We start from the raw sequence: 16,343 nt of genomic DNA on the forward strand, positions 1-16,343 counted from the left end.
AGGTCAGAACCACCATGAATATCCCTATGGGTAGCATCAAGCGTTGGCGCGTGCAGATTTTCGCCATCACCTGGCTGGCGTACGCCGCGTTCTATTTCACCCGCAAAGCCTTCTCGGTGGCAAAACTGGGGATCGGCGACGACCCCAGCTTCCCCCTCGATAAAATGATGATGGCCAACCTCGATGGCTTGTATCTCGCCGCGTACGCCGTGGGCCAGTTCACCTGGGGCATGCTCGCCGACCGCTTCGGGCCACGGGTGGTGGTGCTTGGCGGCTTGCTGGTTTCCGCCGCCGCCGCGCTGGTGATGGGCACGTTTGCGACCTTGCCGATCTTTGTCACCTGCATGTTGATCCAGGGGTTGGCGCAGTCCACCGGCTGGTCGGGGTTGTGCAAGAACCTCGGTAGTTTCTTCCCGGCCCAGCAGCGTGGGCGGGTGTTGGGGCTGTGGAGTTCGTGCTATGCCTTTGGCGGCTTGGTGGCTTCACCGTTCGCCGGCTGGTGGGCCTACACCCTGATCGGTAGTTGGCACGCGGCGTTTATCTCCAGTGCTGCGGTGGTGGCGGTGGTGGCCGTGCTGTTCTTTATTTTCCAGCGCAATACCCCCCAGGATGTGGGTTTGCCAGCGGTGGAGCCCGAGCCGCTCATGAGTGCCGAGAACAGGGCCGCCGAACAGCGCATCAGTGTGCTTGAACCGTTGCGCGCTATCTTGCGCAACCGCACGGTGTTGACGCTGGGGCTGGCGTACTTCCTGCTCAAGCCGGCGCGCTACGCGATTTTGCTGTGGGGCCCGGTAATCGTCTACGAACAGATGCCGTCGGTGGGCAAGGTCGGCGCGGCCATCGTGCCCACCGCGTTTGAGCTGGCCGGTTTGCTCGGGCCGGTACTGATCGGCCTGGCTTCCGACAAACTGTTCGGCGCCCGGCGTATGCCGGCCTGTGTGCTGAGCCTGCTGGCGTTGACCGTGGCCCTGGCGTTGTTCATGGGCGCGCTGCACACCGGCAGTGTGGTGCTGGTGATGGCCTTGCTGTTTGTCATGGGCCTGACTCTGTACGGTCCGGACTCGATGATCAGCAGCACCGCCGCCATTGACTTCGGCACTGCCAAAGCCGGCGCCACGGCGGCAGGGTTTGTGAATGGTTGCGGTTCGGTGGGCGCGATCCTCGGCGGCTTGCTGCCGGGCTACTTCGATACCGTCACGGTGTTTATCGTGTTTGCCGGCGCGGCGCTGTTTTCTTCACTGGTATTGATGCCCTACTGGAACGCCAGGCCGGCTGTTCTGGCGCAGGTGGGGGACTTCATACCGGATCGCAGTGCCACCATCAAACCCCTGCGCACCTGAGGCACCTGGCCGGTTTTTTGGTGGATTAGCGTGTTCTTGCGCTATAAACTCTGCCCCCAAAGCGCCGGCCAGTAGACGTTTCGGCGCCATGGAAAGTAGAGAGTGAGTCATGGGCGCACAGTGGAAAGTCAAACATAAAGAAGCGGCAGCCAATGCCAAGGGCAAGATTTTCGGCAAGCTGGTGAAAGAGATCACCATCGCCGCCCGCAACGGCGCCGATACCGCGACCAACGCGCACCTGCGCCTGGTGGTGGAGCAGGCCAAGAAAGCCTCGATGCCCAAGGAAACCCTGGATCGTGCGATCAAGAAGGGCGCCGGTCTGCTCGGTGAAACCGTGCAATACCACCGCGTGACCTACGAAGGGTTTGCCCCGCACCAGGTGCCCCTGATCGTTGAGTGCGTAACCGACAACATCAACCGCACCGTGGCGGAAATCCGCGTGGCGTTCCGCAAGGGCCAGCTGGGCGCTTCCGGTTCGGTGGCGTGGGATTTCAACCACGTCGGCCTGATCGAAGCATCGCCGGACACCCCGGATGCTGATCCGGAAATGGCCGCCATCGAAGCTGGCGCCCAGGATTTTGAAGACGGTGAAGAAGAGGGCACCACCCTGTTCATCACCGAAACCACCGACCTGGATGCCGTGCAGAAAGCTTTGCCTGAGCAGGGTTTCACCGTGCTGTCGGCCAAGCTGGGTTACCTGTCGAAGAACCCGGTCAGTGGTTTGACCGATGAGCAGATGGCCGAAGTCGAGGCGTTCCTGGAAGGCCTGGATAACCATGATGATGTGCAGGATATGTTTGTCGGCCTGGCTGGCTGATTCTTATCCGGATGCATGGGATCAAAATGTGGGAGGGGGCTTGCTCCCACATTGTTCCAGCGGTGTTAGATAGCGCTCAGTACGCCGTCGATTTCTTCAAAGCTCGGCCGCGCCAGCACATCGGGCTGGCAGCAGTTTTTTTGCAGTTCAACCAGATCCTCACTTACTGCCCCTTCACCCCGATCCAACAACTCCCCCAGCAACACCCCGAACGCGCGCACTTCAATACGCTGCAACGCCCTGGTTTCCAAGGTGTCGGCCGTGGCATGGAATGACGCCGCGCCGAAGTCTCCGAGCAAACAATCACCCGTCACATTCCACAGGATGTTGTGGCCATACAGGTCACCGTGGGTAATCCCCTGACGGTGCAAGTGCGCCGCCACCGAAGCGATGCCTCGTGCCATGCGCAGCGCCACGTCGAGGCTGAAACGGGTATCGGCTTCGTAGATGTCCCGGGTGCAGGACGCCAGGCTAGGCAGCGCCGCGAGGTTGCGGTAGCTCGGGTCGATCAGGCTCATGACCAATGCTGCCTGATCTTGCGGGTGCCCGATGACACGGCCTTGCACCTTGATGAGGTTGGGATGCAGCCCGGCGGCAATGCAGGCTTGCATTTCATGCAGCGGTGACCCGTCGCTGGTGATGGTGCCTTTGTATAGCTTGACCGCGACCGGCAGCGCCTGGGGTTTCCAGATTGCTTTGTGAATGATCCCGGAAGCGCCTTCGCCCAATACTTCTCCCAGTTCCAGTTCAGCCCAGGGAATGTTCGGCGTCCCATCTTCGCCCGTCACTGTCACGGCCATTTCCACCGGGTTGCCGGCGTAGGCCAGCCAGGTCAGGCTTGGCAAGGTCAGCAGCCACTGCGGCAGGTGGGTCAAGCGGTTGGAGGCGATGCGGATCAGTTCCAGGTTTTGGCAGTGGGCCAGGCTTTGCGGCAATTGCGTCAGTTGGTTACCGGCCAGCATCAACTTTTGCAGCAACGGGCGCTGACCCAGTTCATCGGGCAATTGGCTGATGCAGTTGTCGGTGAGGATCAGCCAGCGCAACTTCGGCGGCAGGGCGGCGGCGGGCACATGGCCGATCTGGTTGGCCTTGAAGCCGATCATGCTCAACTTCGCGCACTGCCCCAGGCACGTCGGCAGCTCGGTAAACGCGTTGTCCGAACAAAACAGCACACGCAGGTGCGTCAGGCGGTGCAGGTCCTCGGGCAGGCTACTCAAGGCATTGCCGGTGAGATTGAGGATTTCCAGGGAGTCGGCCAGGTCGAAGATTTCCCGGGGGAACTCGGTCAGCCCGCAGGCCAGGTCCAGGCGCTTGGCGCCGGCCAATTGGCCGGCCTTGAGTTGGGCGAGGGTATTCATGAACAGCGCGGCACTCGGAAGGGGGCGTAAAAGGCGCTCATGATAGCGGCTCGGGTGCGGTTTGCGGGCAGAGCATGTGCAACTGCTGCAAGCGGCTGGCGGTGCGGGCGAGGTCGATGGCCTGGCCTTCCAGGGCTTTATCCAGCGGCTGGTGACCCATGAGGGTCAGGTGTTTGTCCTGATCGTAGAGCACGTCCACCAGGTTGATAAAACGCTGTTGCACGGCGATAGGGCATTCGGCCAACTGCGGCAGGCCGTCGATGATCCAGTGGTCGAAGTCCTGGCACAGCAGCAGGTAATCCATCACGGCGGTGAGCTGTTCACACAGGTCGTTGAAGGTGAACAGGATGGTCCGCGCCTGATGGTCTCGGCACAGCAACTGCCGATTGCCAACCGTCAGGGTTTGCGCCGGGCCATTGGTGGCAGGCACACCCAGGCTTTCCCGCTGTGCCGGTGTACCCGGCCACACATAGTGGCCGCGGGTGAAACGTTGTTGAGCGTGGGCCTGGGGCAGGCTGCGAAAGTCCTGGGGCGCGCTGACTTCCAGCACGTCCATGCGTGCGGCGATCAGGTCGATCACCGGTTTGAATCGTTCGTGATACAGCGGGTTGGGCAGCAACCCTTCGGGCGGGTAGTTGGACGTTACCAATACCAGCACGTCGCGTTGGAACAGGGCCTTGAACAAGCGGCTGATGAGCATTGCATCGCCGATATCGTGCACATGGAACTCGTCAAAACACAGCACACGGCAATCAGCGAGCAACTGATCCAGAGTGACGCCCAAGGCATCCTCATGCTCGCGGTGCGCAAACATGCCCTGGTGCAGCCGGGCAAAGAAGTCGTGGAAATGCACGCGTTGCTTCTCGGCGATGGGCAGCGCCTGGAAAAACCCGTCCAGCAGCCAGCTCTTGCCGCGACCTACCGGGCCGTGCAGGTACAGGCTGCGCGTGGCCTGGCCATAAAGCAGGTGCTGGGCCTCCCGATTCAGGGCGGTAATCGCCCGGATTTGGCCGTCACTGAGGGTGTAGCCTTGTTGTTCGGCCTTTTTCTGAAAATAGGCAGGAATGGGCGAGGCTCCCCAGGCGTCGGATTTTTTACCCAGCAGGCGCTGGAACAGGGCAAGCACGGCCAAGAATAATCACTCTGTATTGCGGTGGTCGCTTACTGTAGGACGCTTGATGCCATTTGACCAACAGTGAAGGGCGCCGAGCCTTGCAAACTGGCACTTTCGCGTTAACTGGCTAACCTCATACAAGGTTGTTACCCCTGTATAAGGAATTGGGGCAGTGAAGGGACCGGCGGTATTGGCTGTCATGGGCGCGATGCTCTGCAACACGGCTTCTGCTGCGCAACTCCAGGTGGAGGTGCGTATCGACGTGCAGCGGGGTTGCCAGTTGGTGGGCACCACTCGCACTGCGGGCATCGAGCAACTTGGCGTATTGGATTTCGGCAGCGGCCCGCGTCTGGATGACCCGGCCGGCCCCCTGAGTTCGGCCCTGATCAGCCAGCGCCAGCCGCGCCTGGAGTGCAACCCCGACACGCCTTACCAAATGCGCGTTGACGGCGGCCTGCACGGTGGCGTGGGCGAAGTGCGTTACCTCAGTAATGCGATGCCCTCAAGCAAGCCCATTCCTTATCGCATTTATGCCGACGCAGCCCGGTTGATCCCCTTGCCGGTGGACGTGCCGGTCAGCGGCCGCGTACCGGACACCGGCTCGGTTGATTTGCCGTTGTATGGCCGCATTGAACCGCTCAAAGACATCCCTGCGGTGGGGCGTTATTCCGACCTGCTCAAGGTCACGGTCACATGGTAAGCCGCTATCTGGCCATCGCGGCCTTGGGCGGCCTGCTGTTGCTGGCCGAGGACGCGCAGGCGGCTGTGGTCAACGGGCAGATTCACGCGCGGTTGGTGATTACCGCCAGTTGCGAAGTCAGCAAAGGCGTGGAACGCGCGCCAGTGACGCCGGACGGTGGCACTGCGCTGTTGGATTTCGGCAGCCAGGGACCGACCTGGAACGACACCTTGGGCGCGACCATTTCCGATGGCGATAAAGCGCCGCTGTCGGTGTCCTGCAACCCGTCGTTGGTCAGCAGTTTTACCGTGACCATCGACGGTGGCGCCCATGGCGACGGCACCACGCGCCGCTTGAGCAACGGGCGCCAGACCATTCCCTATCGGCTATCGGCCGATGCGTTGGGCCAGAGTGCCTACCGCATCGGCCAGCAACGCAATTTTGTCGTGACCCAGGGCGCGCAGGTACCCATTCCGGTATTCGGCTCCGTGGTGGCGAATACCAGGGCCCTACCGGCCGGCATCTACACAGACACCCTGACGGTGACTCTGGATTGGTAAACCATGAGGATGGATATCATGCATGTACTCGTATCGCGAATGGGCGTGTGTGCCCTGGGCCTGGCGCTGGCCTCCAGCCTGAATGCGGCGACCACGGTTACCGGGCAGATCAGTTCGAGCCTGACCTTGATCGCCAGTTGCCAGGTCAACGGCTCCGGGGCGGCTACCGGGCTGAATTTCGGTAGCTTGAACTTCGGCACCACCAACAGCCTGTTTACCAATGCCGACGCCCAGTTGCTGGGCGGCACCGGCACCGGCGGGGCGCTGTCGATTCTGTGTTCAGCCGGTACCACGCCAACGGTGACGGTGCGTGCCGGCGCCCATGATGGCGCCTCGCCGGGGGGCACCCGTGCGCTGGCCGATGGGGCGGGTAACTTCGTGCCTTACGATTTCTACACTGACAGCGGGCGTTCCGCGCTGTTGGCGATCGATGGCGTGGTGACGCTCGCCACCAGTACCGGCGTGGCACAAACCGTCAACCTCTACGGTCGCGCGGTGGGCAAGGCGGGCCTGCCGGCAGGTACTTACACCGATACCGTGGCCGTGGAGCTGACGTTCTGACCCTGTGGCTCAGGCTGGGGGTGGCCTGTGGATTGGCGCTGCCGTTGCCGTTGTCGGCAGCGACCAGCCAGAGCTTCCAGGTCAGCGCGACCATTACTCCCGGTTGCCTGATCGTGGGCGGCGGCTCCAACTACGGCGCGTTGGCCTATGGCAGCTATTCGGCATTGGCCACCGGTACGGTCACGGCAGCCCTTACTGGCGGTGTGACCTTGCAATGCACTCCGGGGGTGGCGCTGACCATGAGTGTGGATGGCGGCCTTTACAACAGCGCCGGGCGCAATTTGCAGCTCAACAGCGGCAGCGCGCGGGTGGCCTATCAACTGTTTCGCGACGCGGCGTTCAGCCAGAGCCTGGGCGTCAGCCAGAGCGTCAGCGTGACTTACAGCGATGCCAACAACATCAGCCTGCCGATTTACGGGCGGGTGGTATTACCCGGCAATCAGCCTGGGGGGACGTACAGCGACACGCTGCAGGTGCAGCTGTCGTGGTAGGGCTAACGGTATTGAGGAGTGGATTTATGCATTCAACTTCCCGGCGGTGGTGGGCCGCGGGTATTGCCTTGGGGCTTTTGTGTGGCGCAGGGCTGGTGCAGGCGGCCAGTTCGGTGCTGATCTGGCCCATCGACCCGGTGCTGGAGGCCGATCAACAGGCCAGCGCGCTGTGGTTGGAGAACCGTGGCACGGAAACGGCCAACCTGCAGATCCGCGTATTTGCCTGGAGCCAGAACGGTTTCGACGAGCAGTACCAAAACCAGCGCGACGTGATCGGCAGCCCGCCGGTGGCCAAAATCGAGCCCGGCCAGAAGCAACTGGTGCGCCTGACCCGAACCCGCGAAGTACCGCCGGGACAGGAGTTGGCCTATCGCATCATCATCGATGAAATCCCCTCGGCGCTGCAGGTGCCGGCGCCGCCGGAAGGCAAGAACACAGCGGCAGCGATTCGCTTCCAGATGCGCTATTCGGTGCCCTTGTTTGCCTACGGCGCCGGGTTGTGGAGCAAGGACGACGCCACACGTCAACGCGACCCCAAGGGTGCCGGCAAGCCGGACTTGAGCTGGCAAAAGGTCAACGTAGGCGGGCGCAGTTACATCGAGGTGCGCAACCAGGGCGCCGTGCATGCGCGGCTCACCGATGCGTCGTTCAAACAAGGCGGGCAGGCCCGGCCGCTGGTAGAAGGTTTGCTCGGCTATGTGCTGCCGGGCGCGAGTATGCGCTGGCCGGTGCCGGATGCCGTATCGGCCGACCAGCCGTTGCAGGTCAGGGTCAACGGTGCGCCGCAATTGGAAAGCCTGGCGCCCAAGCGATAACCGTCAGGTAGCGCTACGGGCATACGCCCGGGTTTTAACAGGATGGAGATGTCCATTGAAGGACACAACGCCATGGTGAGTCGTGGTTGGGCTCGGGGTTTATGGCCATCGGTGGCAGTGGCAAGCGGGTTGTGGGGCGCTGCGATGGCAGGCGACTTGCCGCCGCCGCCGGGCAGCATGGAGGCAGTCGCCGATGCACAGCTGTTTCTGGAACTGGTGGTCAACCAGATGGACACCGGCCGCGTCATTGCGGTCGACCAGCGCGCCGGCCAGCTGTTTGTGCCCGCCAGCGCGTTGCAGGACGTGGGTATGAAATTGCCCGGCGAGCCTGTCGGCAGCGTGGCCCTGGACCAGGTGCCTGGGCTGCACAGCGACTACGACAGCAATGGCCAGCGCCTATTGCTGGATGTACCGCCATCCTGGTTGCAGGCGCAGTTTATCGGCAATCGCAATACCTATCCGCGCACCCAGGCCATGAGCAGCTTCGGCGCCTTGCTCAACTATGACGTGTATTTCAACGACACCGATGACGGCGGCAGCTACCTCGCCGCCTGGAACGAAGTGCGGCTGTTCGACACCTGGGGCACCTTGTCCAACACCGGGCAGGTGCGCCAGACCCTGGCTGATGGCATCACCGACAGTACCCTCGGCAACGGTTACCGGCGCTACGACACCACCTGGCGATTTTCCGATGATGAGCGCCTGCTCACCTACGAGGCGGGCGACGTGATCAGCGGTTCGCTGCCCTGGAGCAGCTCGGTGCGTCTGGGCGGGGTGCAAGTGTCCCGGGACTTTGCCGTGCGCCCGGACCTGGTCACTTACCCTTTGCCGCAGTTCGCCGGTGAGGCGGCGGTGCCCTCGTCGGTGGACCTGTTTATCAACGGCTATAAATCCGACACCGCGCAGCTGCAACCCGGGCCTTATACCCTGACCAACGTGCCATTTATCAACGGCGCCGGGGAGGCTGTCGTGGTGACCACCGACGCTCTCGGGCGCCAGGTGTCGACCACGGTGCCGTTCTACGTTACCAGCACCTTGCTGCAACAAGGCTTGACGGATTTTTCCGTGGCTGCCGGTACCTTGCGCCGTGACTACACCCTGCGCGATTTCGGTTACGGGCCGGGCATAACCAGTGGCACCTTTCGCTATGGCTATTCCGACAGCCTGACCCTGGAAAGCCATGCCGAAGCATCCAGCGACCTGACCCTCGGCGGGCTTGGCGCCAACCTGCGCCTGGGCAACTTCGGCGTGCTCAATACCGCCCTCAGCCAGAGCCAGTTCGACAGCCGCAGCGGCCAGCAACTCAGCCTTGGCTACCAGTACAACAGCACGCGCTACAGCCTGATGTACCAGCGCGTTGAACGGCGCGATGACTACGCCGACCTGACCCTGGTCGACACCCCTTACGCCAGCCTCAGCAAGCGCAGCGAGCAGGTGACGCTGAGCCTCAACCTTCAACGTTTCGGCAGCCTGGGCCTGGGGTATTTCGACGTGCAGGCGGCAGACGATTCGCGCACGCGCCTGCTCAACCTCAGCTGGAGCAAACCGCTGTGGCGCAACACCAGCTTCTACCTGTCGGCCAACCGCGAAATCGGCGACAGCAACTGGGCCATGCAGGCGCAACTGGTGATCCCGTTCGACCTCAACGGCAGCCTGGCCTTGAGCACCGAGCGCAGCAAGGACGGCGCCAGTCGCCAGCGCATCAACTACAGCCGCGCGGTGCCCAGCGAAGGCGGCGTGGGCTACAACCTCGGCTATGCCCAGGGCGATGCGCCAAGCTATCGGCAGGCCGACCTGACCTGGCGCTTGCAGTCAGTGCAGTTGCAGGCCGGCGTGTACGGCAGCAGTGACGCCCAAACGCGCTGGGCGGATGCCAGCGGCTCGCTGGTGTGGATGGGCGGCGAAACCTTTGCTGCCAACCGTATCAATGACGCGTTTGTGGTGGTGAGTACCCAGGGGTTCGCCGGGATTCCAGTGCGCTACGAAAACCAGCTGGTGGGCCAGACCGACCGCAACGGTCATTTGCTGGTGCCATGGAGCAGCGCGTATTACCGCGGCAAATATGAAATTGATCCGTTGAACCTGCCAGCGAACGTGCAGAGCCCCAATGTGGAGCAGCGCGTGTCGGTACGTCGGGGCAGCGGCTATCTGTTGGAGTTCCCGCTGCGCCGGGTGCTCGCCGCCAGTATCACCCTGGTGGATCGCCAGCATCAGGAGCTACCGCTGGGCAGCCTGGTGGTGCACGAGCAAAGCAACACCCAGGCGGTGGTGGGGTGGGATGGGCTGGTCTATCTGGAAAACCTCAGCGCCCACAATACTTTGCAGGTCACCCTCAGTGAGGGGCGCACCTGCCAGGCGACATTCGCTATCGATGAGCAGCAACAGGACGTGCCCCTGATCGGGCCGTTGGTGTGCCAGTGAGTGCTTGAGCAAGGAGACTGCGGGTGAGGGGCAAGGCATGGATGTATGGGGCAGGGCTGTTATTTTCCGGGCAGGTTATGGCGGTGTGTTCGGTGGTTTCCACGGTGCCGGCCAGTTTCGGTTCGATCAGCTCGATGACGGTGCGCACTGCCGCGCAAACCAGCTCTACCACCAACTCCGGATTGAGTTGCACCCAGGCGTTGATTTCGCTGCTGGTGTCCACCGACCACTTCTACGCCACGATCACCTCGTCCACTGCTGGTATGGTCGGGCCGACCGGTGATGTGATTGGCTACACGATTTATGGCAACAACAGCACCAGTTATCCCATCACCCGCGGCACTCAATTCGATTTTGGGGGCGCGGGCGGCATTGCCCAGAGCATTGGCCTGATCGCCGGGCCCGGGGCGAAAACCGTGCCGTTGTACCTGAGCAGCATTACCGGCAGCAATATCGCAGCGGGGCTGTACACCGAGACATTGAACATCGCCTGGGTGTGGAATTATTGCTCGGGAATCGGCGTTGGCGGCATTTGCCTGGGGCGTGACACGGGCAGCGGCACGGCAAGCCTGACCGTCAGCATGACCGTGACCAATGACTGCCAGATCACCGCGCCGAATATCAGCTTTGGCAGCGCGCCGGTGGTCAGTGGGTTTACCGCAGTGACCGGCCAGACCATCAATATCGCCTGCACCAAGGGCAGTGCCTACACCGTGGGCTTGAACGACGGCCAGAACCCGATCAGTGTCGGCGGGCGCCGACGCATGGTTTCCGGCAGCAACTACCTGGCCTATGACCTCTTCAAAAGCGCCGGCACCACACGTTGGGGCAGCGTCGGCGCGGCGCGGCGGGCCAGTTCCACAGCGGAGGTCAACCCCGGCAATGGGTTGGGCACAGGCAGCCAGGTATTTAACTACAACGCTCGCATCTACACCGACCAGCCCACACCACCCGGCGGCACCTACCTGGACAACGTGGTGCTGGACGTGGGTTTCTAGAACTTCATCAGCGCCGGGGTGGGCTGGTCTGCCGGGCTGACCATTGCGTAGTTATAGCCGCCGCCCGACCAGTACTCGGCCTGCAAACCATCGGCGCTGCGGCTGCCACGAGGCAGGAAGCCGTTGTTCGGTCCCGGCGGGCGGATATAAAAGCTGATGCGTCGGCCTTGGGGGTCTTGGTACAGCACCATGGCGGCTGCACCCTGATCGGTAGTGAGCAGGCGCCCGCTGACCGGTTTGAAGCCTGCCTGGCTCAGGTCGGGCAGGCGATGGGCTTGATTGAAATAGCGGTCGAGCCAGGCTTGCATAGTGCCGCTGCCGTCGTCGTTGTAGTCGGCGGGCATGACGCCGTCCTGGGCAAACAGACGGTAAGCCTGCATGGCATCGGTCATCGGCAGCGGCTGGGGTTGGGTGGCTTCGCGGGCGTGCCAGCCGCCAAGCCCGCCAAGGCTCACGGCAATCAGCAACACCGCCGCGCTGGCGAAGTGGCGGCGGGACTGACGCTTGATACGCTGACGGATCAACGCCGGGTCCAGTGCCGGATTACTCGGCTGTTGCAGGGTGCCGCTCAAGGATGCCCGCAATAATTGCGCGTCCTGTTGCCAGGCGTGGACCTGGGCGGCCGCTTCGGGGTGGTTGGCCAGCCAGGTTTCAAGCACGCGGCGGTCACTGTCCGGCAGTTGGTGATCGACGTAGGCATGCAAATCGCGTTCGCTGGGGGGCAGGCTGATCATTTGAGTCTCCGCAGGGCAGGGCCGGTAATTTCGCCATCGCTGAGCTGACGCAACGCTTGGCGCGCACGGGACAGGCGCGACATCACGGTGCCGATGGGTACCTGAAGGATCTCGGCGACTTCCTTGTAGCTCAAACCCTCCACGGACACCCACAGCAAAAGGGCGCGTTGTTCGGTGCTGAGTTGGTCGAAGGCTTGCAGGGTGGATTGGGCCATCACTGTGCGCTCCACCGACGGTTGCGCATCATCGCGCCCGGTGAAGAATTCGAGCATACGTGCATAGCGTCGGCTGCGGCGATGGGCGTCGAGGAACTGCCGATAGAGGATCGCGAACAGCCAGGCGCGCAGGTCGCCTTCGACACGCTTATCAGCCCAGGCGATGATCGCCCGCTCCAGGGTCGCCTGCACCAGGTCATCGGCGCTGCTGCTGTTGCGCGTCAGCGACACGGCAAAACGCCGCAACCTGGGGATGAGTTCGTGTAACTGTTCGTCGAGTTCATGCATGGGGATGAGTCTACTCACGTGTGTTGAAGTAGACGTTGGTCCCTGTAGGTTATTCCACTCTTTGCGCAAAGAAACTTCCCGGCTAATACGTGGGAAGCGTCTGTATACCTTGAGAGTCTGTAATCTCGTGCGCAGCCCTCTATCCACCCTTGCATCTGTCGGCATTCAGCCGGCAGTTGAATAGTGAGAGGGTGCTTATGACGTGTTTGCCGAGTGATAAACAGTTTTTTTCCTGCATCTCGCTGGCTCATTTGCCTGCCGCGCAGCGGGTTTTATTTGAGCGATGGGGTTGTGGCCTTTCAACCCGAGCCACCTACGCCAACGTGCACCAAGCCTTCGAAGCGCAAGCGAGGCTGGCACCCCAGGCGACCGCTGCGGTATGCGCGGGCCAACGTATCAGCTATGAACAACTCAACCGACAAGCCAATCGATTGGCTGAGCATCTGCTTGGGCAGGGTGTTAAGCGTGGGGACACGGTGGGATTGTTCGTCGAGCGCTCGATTCCCATGCTGGTCGGGCTCCTGGCGGTGTTAAAGATTGGCGCCGCGTATGTCCCTCAGGACGCCAGAATCGTACCCACCCTGCAATTGGGCATGGTCCTCGAATCATTGACCAGCCCGGTGATTCTGACCTTATCGAGCCTGGTGGAGCGCATTCCGGCAGACGCGTCCCACCGCTGCCTCAATTTGGATACGTTCATTGCTCAAACGCCATGGCTGGCTGAAGACAATGATTGCGTGCGTGTCGGTGCTGGCCCGGATGATCTGTGCTTTGTACTGTTTACATCTGGAACCACAGGGCGCCCTAACGGCGTGTGTGTCAGCCACCGTAACGTATGCAATATTCTGCTCACTGAACCTGGGCGGATGGGTATGGCACCGGGTCGTACCGTAGGGCAGATTCTCAATATCGGCTTTGACATGGCGGCTTGGGAAATACTCGGTTGCCTGGCTCATGGTGCGACCTTGCTGATTCGCGGCAAAGACATCGCGCAGACGGCCGCACAGTGCAATGTGTTGATCGCAACGCCTTCGATACTGGCCACCCTTGAGCCTCGACAGTGTCCCCACCTCAACGTCGTTGCGGTGGCTGGAGAAGCCTGCTCCCAGGCTCTGGCGGATCGGTGGGCCGAGCACTGTACGTTCTACAACGGCTGCGGTCCTACCGAGACGACCATCGTCAACACGCTGCACCGGCATGTACCAGGCACGCCACTGACTATTGGCCGGCCAACACCCAATAACACTGTCTATGTGCTCGATGAGCAGGGGCGTGCCTGTGCCTTGGGTGAAACGGGAGAGATGTGGGCCGGTGGTGCGGGTGTGACAGCAGGCTACCTGAACAATACGGCATTGACCCAGCAGCGATACCGTCCGGATCCCTTTCTCGGTGGCGACGCCATGATGTTCCGCACACGAGATTTGGGGCGCTGGGTGGGAGACGGCCAGCTCGAACACTTAGGGCGCGTGGATGACCAAGTGAAAGTCCGCGGCTTTCGCGTGGAACTGGATGCGGTGTCGGCGGCTCTGGAGGCCGGCGCTGGATGCATGCGCACCGTCACTTTGAAGCTGGACAGCCGCACGTTGGTGGCCTTTGTTTCGCCTGCCAGCACTGACATCGAGGCTTGCCAAACCGCGTGCCAACAACGCCTGGCCTATTACTGCGTGCCTCAGTCGATCTACGCAGTGGAGCATTTTCCACTGACAGCGAGGGGCAAGATCGATAAGGCATTGTTACTGCAAACGGCCCGGGAGAATCAGTTGGCGGTGCTGGCGTTCGCGACCGGGGAGCCCGGCCATGATTGATACGCTGATCCGTACCGTTGTACCGCCCAAGCCGGCGCTTTGGCGTCGCTGGACGTCACTGCCGATGTTTTCCTGTTACAACCGCCTGGCAGCCGCCGCGCTGATGGGCAACCTGGCGTTTTTGCTGTTGGCTGTGGACCTGCACGCCATCACGGTTCAGACGCTGTCGGACATGGTGCTGATCAACCTGTCGGTTGCCATTCTCGTTCGCCAGCAATACGTGATCAATGGGCTGTTCTGGCTGGCAACGCGAGTACCGCCTACATGGCCCTTACAGGTGCGGCGTAGCGCGGCCAAGGTGTACCACTTCGGTGGGCTGCACAGTGGCGCAGCCTTTGCGGCCACTGGGTGGTTTGCCGCCCTGGTTGGCGTGCAGGTTACGCGTTACCTGCAACAACCTGACAGTGTTTCGGTGGCCGGGTTATGGGTCAGCGTTATGCTGCTCGGCTTATTGCTGCTCATAGTGGTCATGGCTCAACCACGTATTCGAGGCCGGTTCCACAATGGGTTCGAACGCGTTCATCGGTTTGGCGGTTGGAGTGCGTTGCTGTTGTTCTGGTGGCAAACGTTACTGACCACGTCGAGCCTGCTGCACAGCGTTACGTTTTGGATGCTGGCAGTGCTGACCCTGAGCGTCCTGCTGCCCTGGCTGCGGCTGCGCAAGGTGGCTGTTGAACACGCACGGCCTTCCGGACATGCGGTGATTACGCGTTTGAGCCACACCACACCGTTCGCCGGTTCATCCACCGCGATCAGCCGCAACCCACTGCTGGAGTGGCATTCCTTTGCCAATATTCCCACGCCACACGAGGCGGGTTTCCGCCTGATAATTTCCCGCGCAGGGGATTGGACCGGGCGATTTATCGAGGACTTGCCGCGACATGTGTGGGTTAAGGGCATCACCACAGCGGGTGTTGCCAATGTAGAAACCCTGTTCAAGTCGGTGGTGTACATCGCCACTGGCAGCGGCATCGGGCCTGTCATGCCGCATCTGCTGGCGGCTCAGGTACCGATTCAGTTGATCTGGTCTGCCCGTAGCCCGAGGACGACCTATGGCGATGAACTGGTGGAGGAAATTCTGCGCGCCCAGCCTTGCGCATTGATCTGGGACACCGATGAGCGCGGTAAGCCAGACCTGGTGAAGTTGGCTTACGGCGCAGTGCAAGCCTTTGGTGCAGAAGCCGTGATCTGTATTGCCAACCAAACGGTGACCCAGCGTCTGGTGCAAGAGTTGGAAGCTCGGGGAATACCCGCCCATGGCGCGATCTGGGATTCCTGAGACAGCCCCAAGTGTGAACAACATCAATCAGTGGAGATGCCTATGAACGTGTTTGTGGAACGTCATGATCGAGTGGTCCTGGTCAAGCTCAACCGTCCTGAAGTCAAGAATGCGCTGAGTTCGGCGCTGATGACTGAGTTGATCAGTCATCTGGAAGCAATGGATCGAGACCCTAGGATTGGGTGTTTTGTCATTACCGGCACCGCAGAGTTCTTCGCGGCAGGGGCCGATATCAAAGAGATGAGCGGTAAGTCCTATCTGGACGTGCTCAACGAAGACTACTTCGTCGGTTGGGAGGGCTTCACCCGTTTGCGCACCCCGACGATTGCCGCAGTGGCGGGCTATGCGTTTGGCGGAGGCTGTGAGCTGGCGATGATGTGCGACATGATTTTCGCTGCTGATACCGCCACCTTTGCACAGCCGGAAATTAAGCTAGGCGTCATCCCGGGCATGGGCGCGACCCAGCGGTTGACCGGGCTGATCGGCAAGGCCAAGACCATGGACCTGGTGTTGACTGGCCGGTCAATGACCGCCACGGAAGCAGAGCAGGCGGGGTTGGTGTCGCGGGTTTACCCGGCTGCGAACTTGCTGGACGAGGTGATGGCGGTGGCGGCACAAATTGCCTCCTTCTCGCGAACGGCCACCCGTGCAGCGCGGCAGGCGGTGGAGCATTCTCTGGAGGTCGGGTTGCACGAAGGTGTGCGTCAGGAGCGAAGGTTGTTTCATGGCCTGTTTGCCACGCCTGATCAGCAAGAAGGAATGCAGGCATTTCTTCACAAGCGGCAGGCCTTGTTTAATCAGCCCTAGCCGGCACTCGATCTGGCCGCGCGTTGACTACAAAGAAACTACAGTGAAGGGGGAATAAGCC

The 16,343-nt window shown here is 61.6% G+C and carries 16 protein-coding genes; 12 read left to right on the forward strand and 4 right to left on the reverse strand.

Annotation, left to right across the window (positions count from 1 at the left end):
• Positions 1 to 14 precede the first annotated feature (14 nt).
• Positions 15 to 1,340: an MFS transporter gene (locus tag TK42_RS13800; RefSeq protein ID WP_103734460.1), complete on the forward strand. Its 1,326-nt coding sequence runs from the start codon at positions 15 to 17 to the stop codon at positions 1,338 to 1,340.
• A 109-nt stretch (positions 1,341 to 1,449) separates the two neighbouring features.
• A complete protein-coding gene (locus TK42_RS13805; RefSeq protein WP_005789254.1) occupies positions 1,450 to 2,157 on the forward strand; it encodes a YebC/PmpR family DNA-binding transcriptional regulator in 708 nt (235 codons plus the stop codon).
• Positions 2,158 to 2,222: 65 nt separating this feature from the next.
• On the opposite strand, the gene TK42_RS13810 is transcribed toward TK42_RS13805, so the two are convergent.
• Together TK42_RS13810 and zapE are read right to left on the reverse strand one after the other, a co-directional pair.
• Positions 2,223 to 3,515 (reverse strand): protein kinase, encoded by a 1,293-nt coding sequence (locus TK42_RS13810; protein WP_103734461.1) that lies wholly within the window; start codon positions 3,513 to 3,515, stop codon positions 2,223 to 2,225.
• A 37-nt stretch (positions 3,516 to 3,552) separates the two neighbouring features.
• Positions 3,553 to 4,647: a cell division protein ZapE gene (zapE, locus tag TK42_RS13815; protein ID WP_103734462.1), complete on the reverse strand. Its 1,095-nt coding sequence runs from the start codon at positions 4,645 to 4,647 to the stop codon at positions 3,553 to 3,555.
• Positions 4,648 to 4,837: 190 nt separating this feature from the next.
• Between zapE and TK42_RS13820 the strand changes: the two genes are divergently transcribed.
• From TK42_RS13820 to TK42_RS13850, 7 genes are all read left to right on the forward strand, one after another.
• Entirely contained in the window at positions 4,838 to 5,329 is a 492-nt protein-coding gene (locus TK42_RS13820; RefSeq protein WP_177464486.1) for a spore coat U domain-containing protein, read from the forward strand.
• Positions 5,323 to 5,868, forward strand: coding sequence for a spore coat protein U domain-containing protein (locus TK42_RS13825; protein ID WP_032880551.1), 546 nt, complete (start codon positions 5,323 to 5,325; stop codon positions 5,866 to 5,868). The genes TK42_RS13820 and TK42_RS13825 overlap by 7 nt, the downstream gene beginning before the upstream one ends.
• A gap of 18 nt (positions 5,869 to 5,886) precedes the next feature.
• Positions 5,887 to 6,429, forward strand: a complete 543-nt coding sequence (locus TK42_RS13830; RefSeq protein WP_032881297.1) for a spore coat protein U domain-containing protein — start codon at positions 5,887 to 5,889, stop codon at positions 6,427 to 6,429.
• 2 nt (positions 6,430 to 6,431) lie between these two features.
• Positions 6,432 to 6,920: a spore coat U domain-containing protein gene (locus TK42_RS13835; RefSeq protein WP_032880552.1), complete on the forward strand. Its 489-nt coding sequence runs from the start codon at positions 6,432 to 6,434 to the stop codon at positions 6,918 to 6,920.
• Positions 6,921 to 6,946: 26 nt separating this feature from the next.
• Positions 6,947 to 7,735 carry a molecular chaperone gene (locus tag TK42_RS13840; protein ID WP_032880553.1) on the forward strand — a complete coding sequence of 263 codons (789 nt, stop codon included), beginning with the start codon at positions 6,947 to 6,949 and terminating at the stop codon, positions 7,733 to 7,735.
• Between the two features lie 72 nt (positions 7,736 to 7,807).
• Complete coding sequence (locus TK42_RS13845) at positions 7,808 to 10,156, forward strand: fimbria/pilus outer membrane usher protein (protein WP_103734601.1); 2,349 nt, start codon at positions 7,808 to 7,810, stop codon at positions 10,154 to 10,156.
• A gap of 41 nt (positions 10,157 to 10,197) precedes the next feature.
• A complete protein-coding gene (locus tag TK42_RS13850; protein WP_177464488.1) occupies positions 10,198 to 11,154 on the forward strand; it encodes a spore coat U domain-containing protein in 957 nt (318 codons plus the stop codon).
• Here TK42_RS13850 and TK42_RS13855 read toward each other — a convergent pair.
• Complete coding sequence (locus tag TK42_RS13855; protein ID WP_103734465.1) at positions 11,151 to 11,888, reverse strand: anti-sigma factor; 738 nt, start codon at positions 11,886 to 11,888, stop codon at positions 11,151 to 11,153. The genes TK42_RS13850 and TK42_RS13855 overlap by 4 nt on opposite strands.
• Complete coding sequence (locus TK42_RS13860) at positions 11,885 to 12,391, reverse strand: sigma-70 family RNA polymerase sigma factor (RefSeq protein WP_032880556.1); 507 nt, start codon at positions 12,389 to 12,391, stop codon at positions 11,885 to 11,887. Before TK42_RS13860 ends, TK42_RS13855 begins: the two co-directional genes overlap by 4 nt.
• 197 nt (positions 12,392 to 12,588) lie before the next feature.
• On the opposite strand from TK42_RS13860, the gene TK42_RS13865 reads away from it, so the two are divergent.
• From TK42_RS13865 to TK42_RS13875, 3 genes are read left to right on the forward strand one after another with little or no spacing between them, the layout of a single operon-like run.
• Positions 12,589 to 14,196 (forward strand): amino acid adenylation domain-containing protein, encoded by a 1,608-nt coding sequence (locus TK42_RS13865; protein WP_103734466.1) that lies wholly within the window; start codon positions 12,589 to 12,591, stop codon positions 14,194 to 14,196.
• A complete protein-coding gene (locus tag TK42_RS13870; RefSeq protein ID WP_103734467.1) occupies positions 14,189 to 15,475 on the forward strand; it encodes a hypothetical protein in 1,287 nt (428 codons plus the stop codon). The genes TK42_RS13865 and TK42_RS13870 overlap by 8 nt, the downstream gene beginning before the upstream one ends.
• A gap of 42 nt (positions 15,476 to 15,517) precedes the next feature.
• On the forward strand, positions 15,518 to 16,282 hold the full coding sequence (locus tag TK42_RS13875) for an enoyl-CoA hydratase-related protein (protein ID WP_032880559.1): 765 nt from the start codon (positions 15,518 to 15,520) through the stop codon (positions 16,280 to 16,282).
• The last annotated feature ends 61 nt before the right edge of the window (positions 16,283 to 16,343 follow it).

Source organism: Pseudomonas sp. GZJR-8 (genome assembly GCF_002916705.1).
Taxonomy (GTDB): Bacteria; Pseudomonadota; Gammaproteobacteria; order Pseudomonadales; family Pseudomonadaceae; genus Aquipseudomonas; species Aquipseudomonas synxantha_A.

Bases quoted from the DNA above. Each gene is read 5' to 3' on its own strand.
- TK42_RS13800 (WP_103734460.1), top strand. From the start codon at position 15: ATGAATATCCCTATGGGTAGCATCAAGCGTTGGCGCGTGCAGATTTTC.
- TK42_RS13805 (WP_005789254.1), top strand. From the start codon at position 1,450: ATGGGCGCACAGTGGAAAGTCAAACATAAAGAAGCGGCAGCCAATGCC.
- TK42_RS13810 (WP_103734461.1), bottom strand. From the start codon at position 3,515: ATGAATACCCTCGCCCAACTCAAGGCCGGCCAATTGGCCGGCGCCAAG.
- TK42_RS13820 (WP_177464486.1), top strand. From the start codon at position 4,838: ATGCTCTGCAACACGGCTTCTGCTGCGCAACTCCAGGTGGAGGTGCGT.
- TK42_RS13825 (WP_032880551.1), top strand. From the start codon at position 5,323: ATGGTAAGCCGCTATCTGGCCATCGCGGCCTTGGGCGGCCTGCTGTTG.
- TK42_RS13830 (WP_032881297.1), top strand. From the start codon at position 5,887: ATGCATGTACTCGTATCGCGAATGGGCGTGTGTGCCCTGGGCCTGGCG.
- TK42_RS13840 (WP_032880553.1), top strand. From the start codon at position 6,947: ATGCATTCAACTTCCCGGCGGTGGTGGGCCGCGGGTATTGCCTTGGGG.
- TK42_RS13845 (WP_103734601.1), top strand. From the start codon at position 7,808: ATGGTGAGTCGTGGTTGGGCTCGGGGTTTATGGCCATCGGTGGCAGTG.
- TK42_RS13850 (WP_177464488.1), top strand. From the start codon at position 10,198: ATGTATGGGGCAGGGCTGTTATTTTCCGGGCAGGTTATGGCGGTGTGT.
- TK42_RS13855 (WP_103734465.1), bottom strand. From the start codon at position 11,888: ATGATCAGCCTGCCCCCCAGCGAACGCGATTTGCATGCCTACGTCGAT.
- TK42_RS13860 (WP_032880556.1), bottom strand. From the start codon at position 12,391: ATGCATGAACTCGACGAACAGTTACACGAACTCATCCCCAGGTTGCGG.
- TK42_RS13865 (WP_103734466.1), top strand. From the start codon at position 12,589: ATGACGTGTTTGCCGAGTGATAAACAGTTTTTTTCCTGCATCTCGCTG.
- TK42_RS13870 (WP_103734467.1), top strand. From the start codon at position 14,189: ATGATTGATACGCTGATCCGTACCGTTGTACCGCCCAAGCCGGCGCTT.
- TK42_RS13875 (WP_032880559.1), top strand. From the start codon at position 15,518: ATGAACGTGTTTGTGGAACGTCATGATCGAGTGGTCCTGGTCAAGCTC.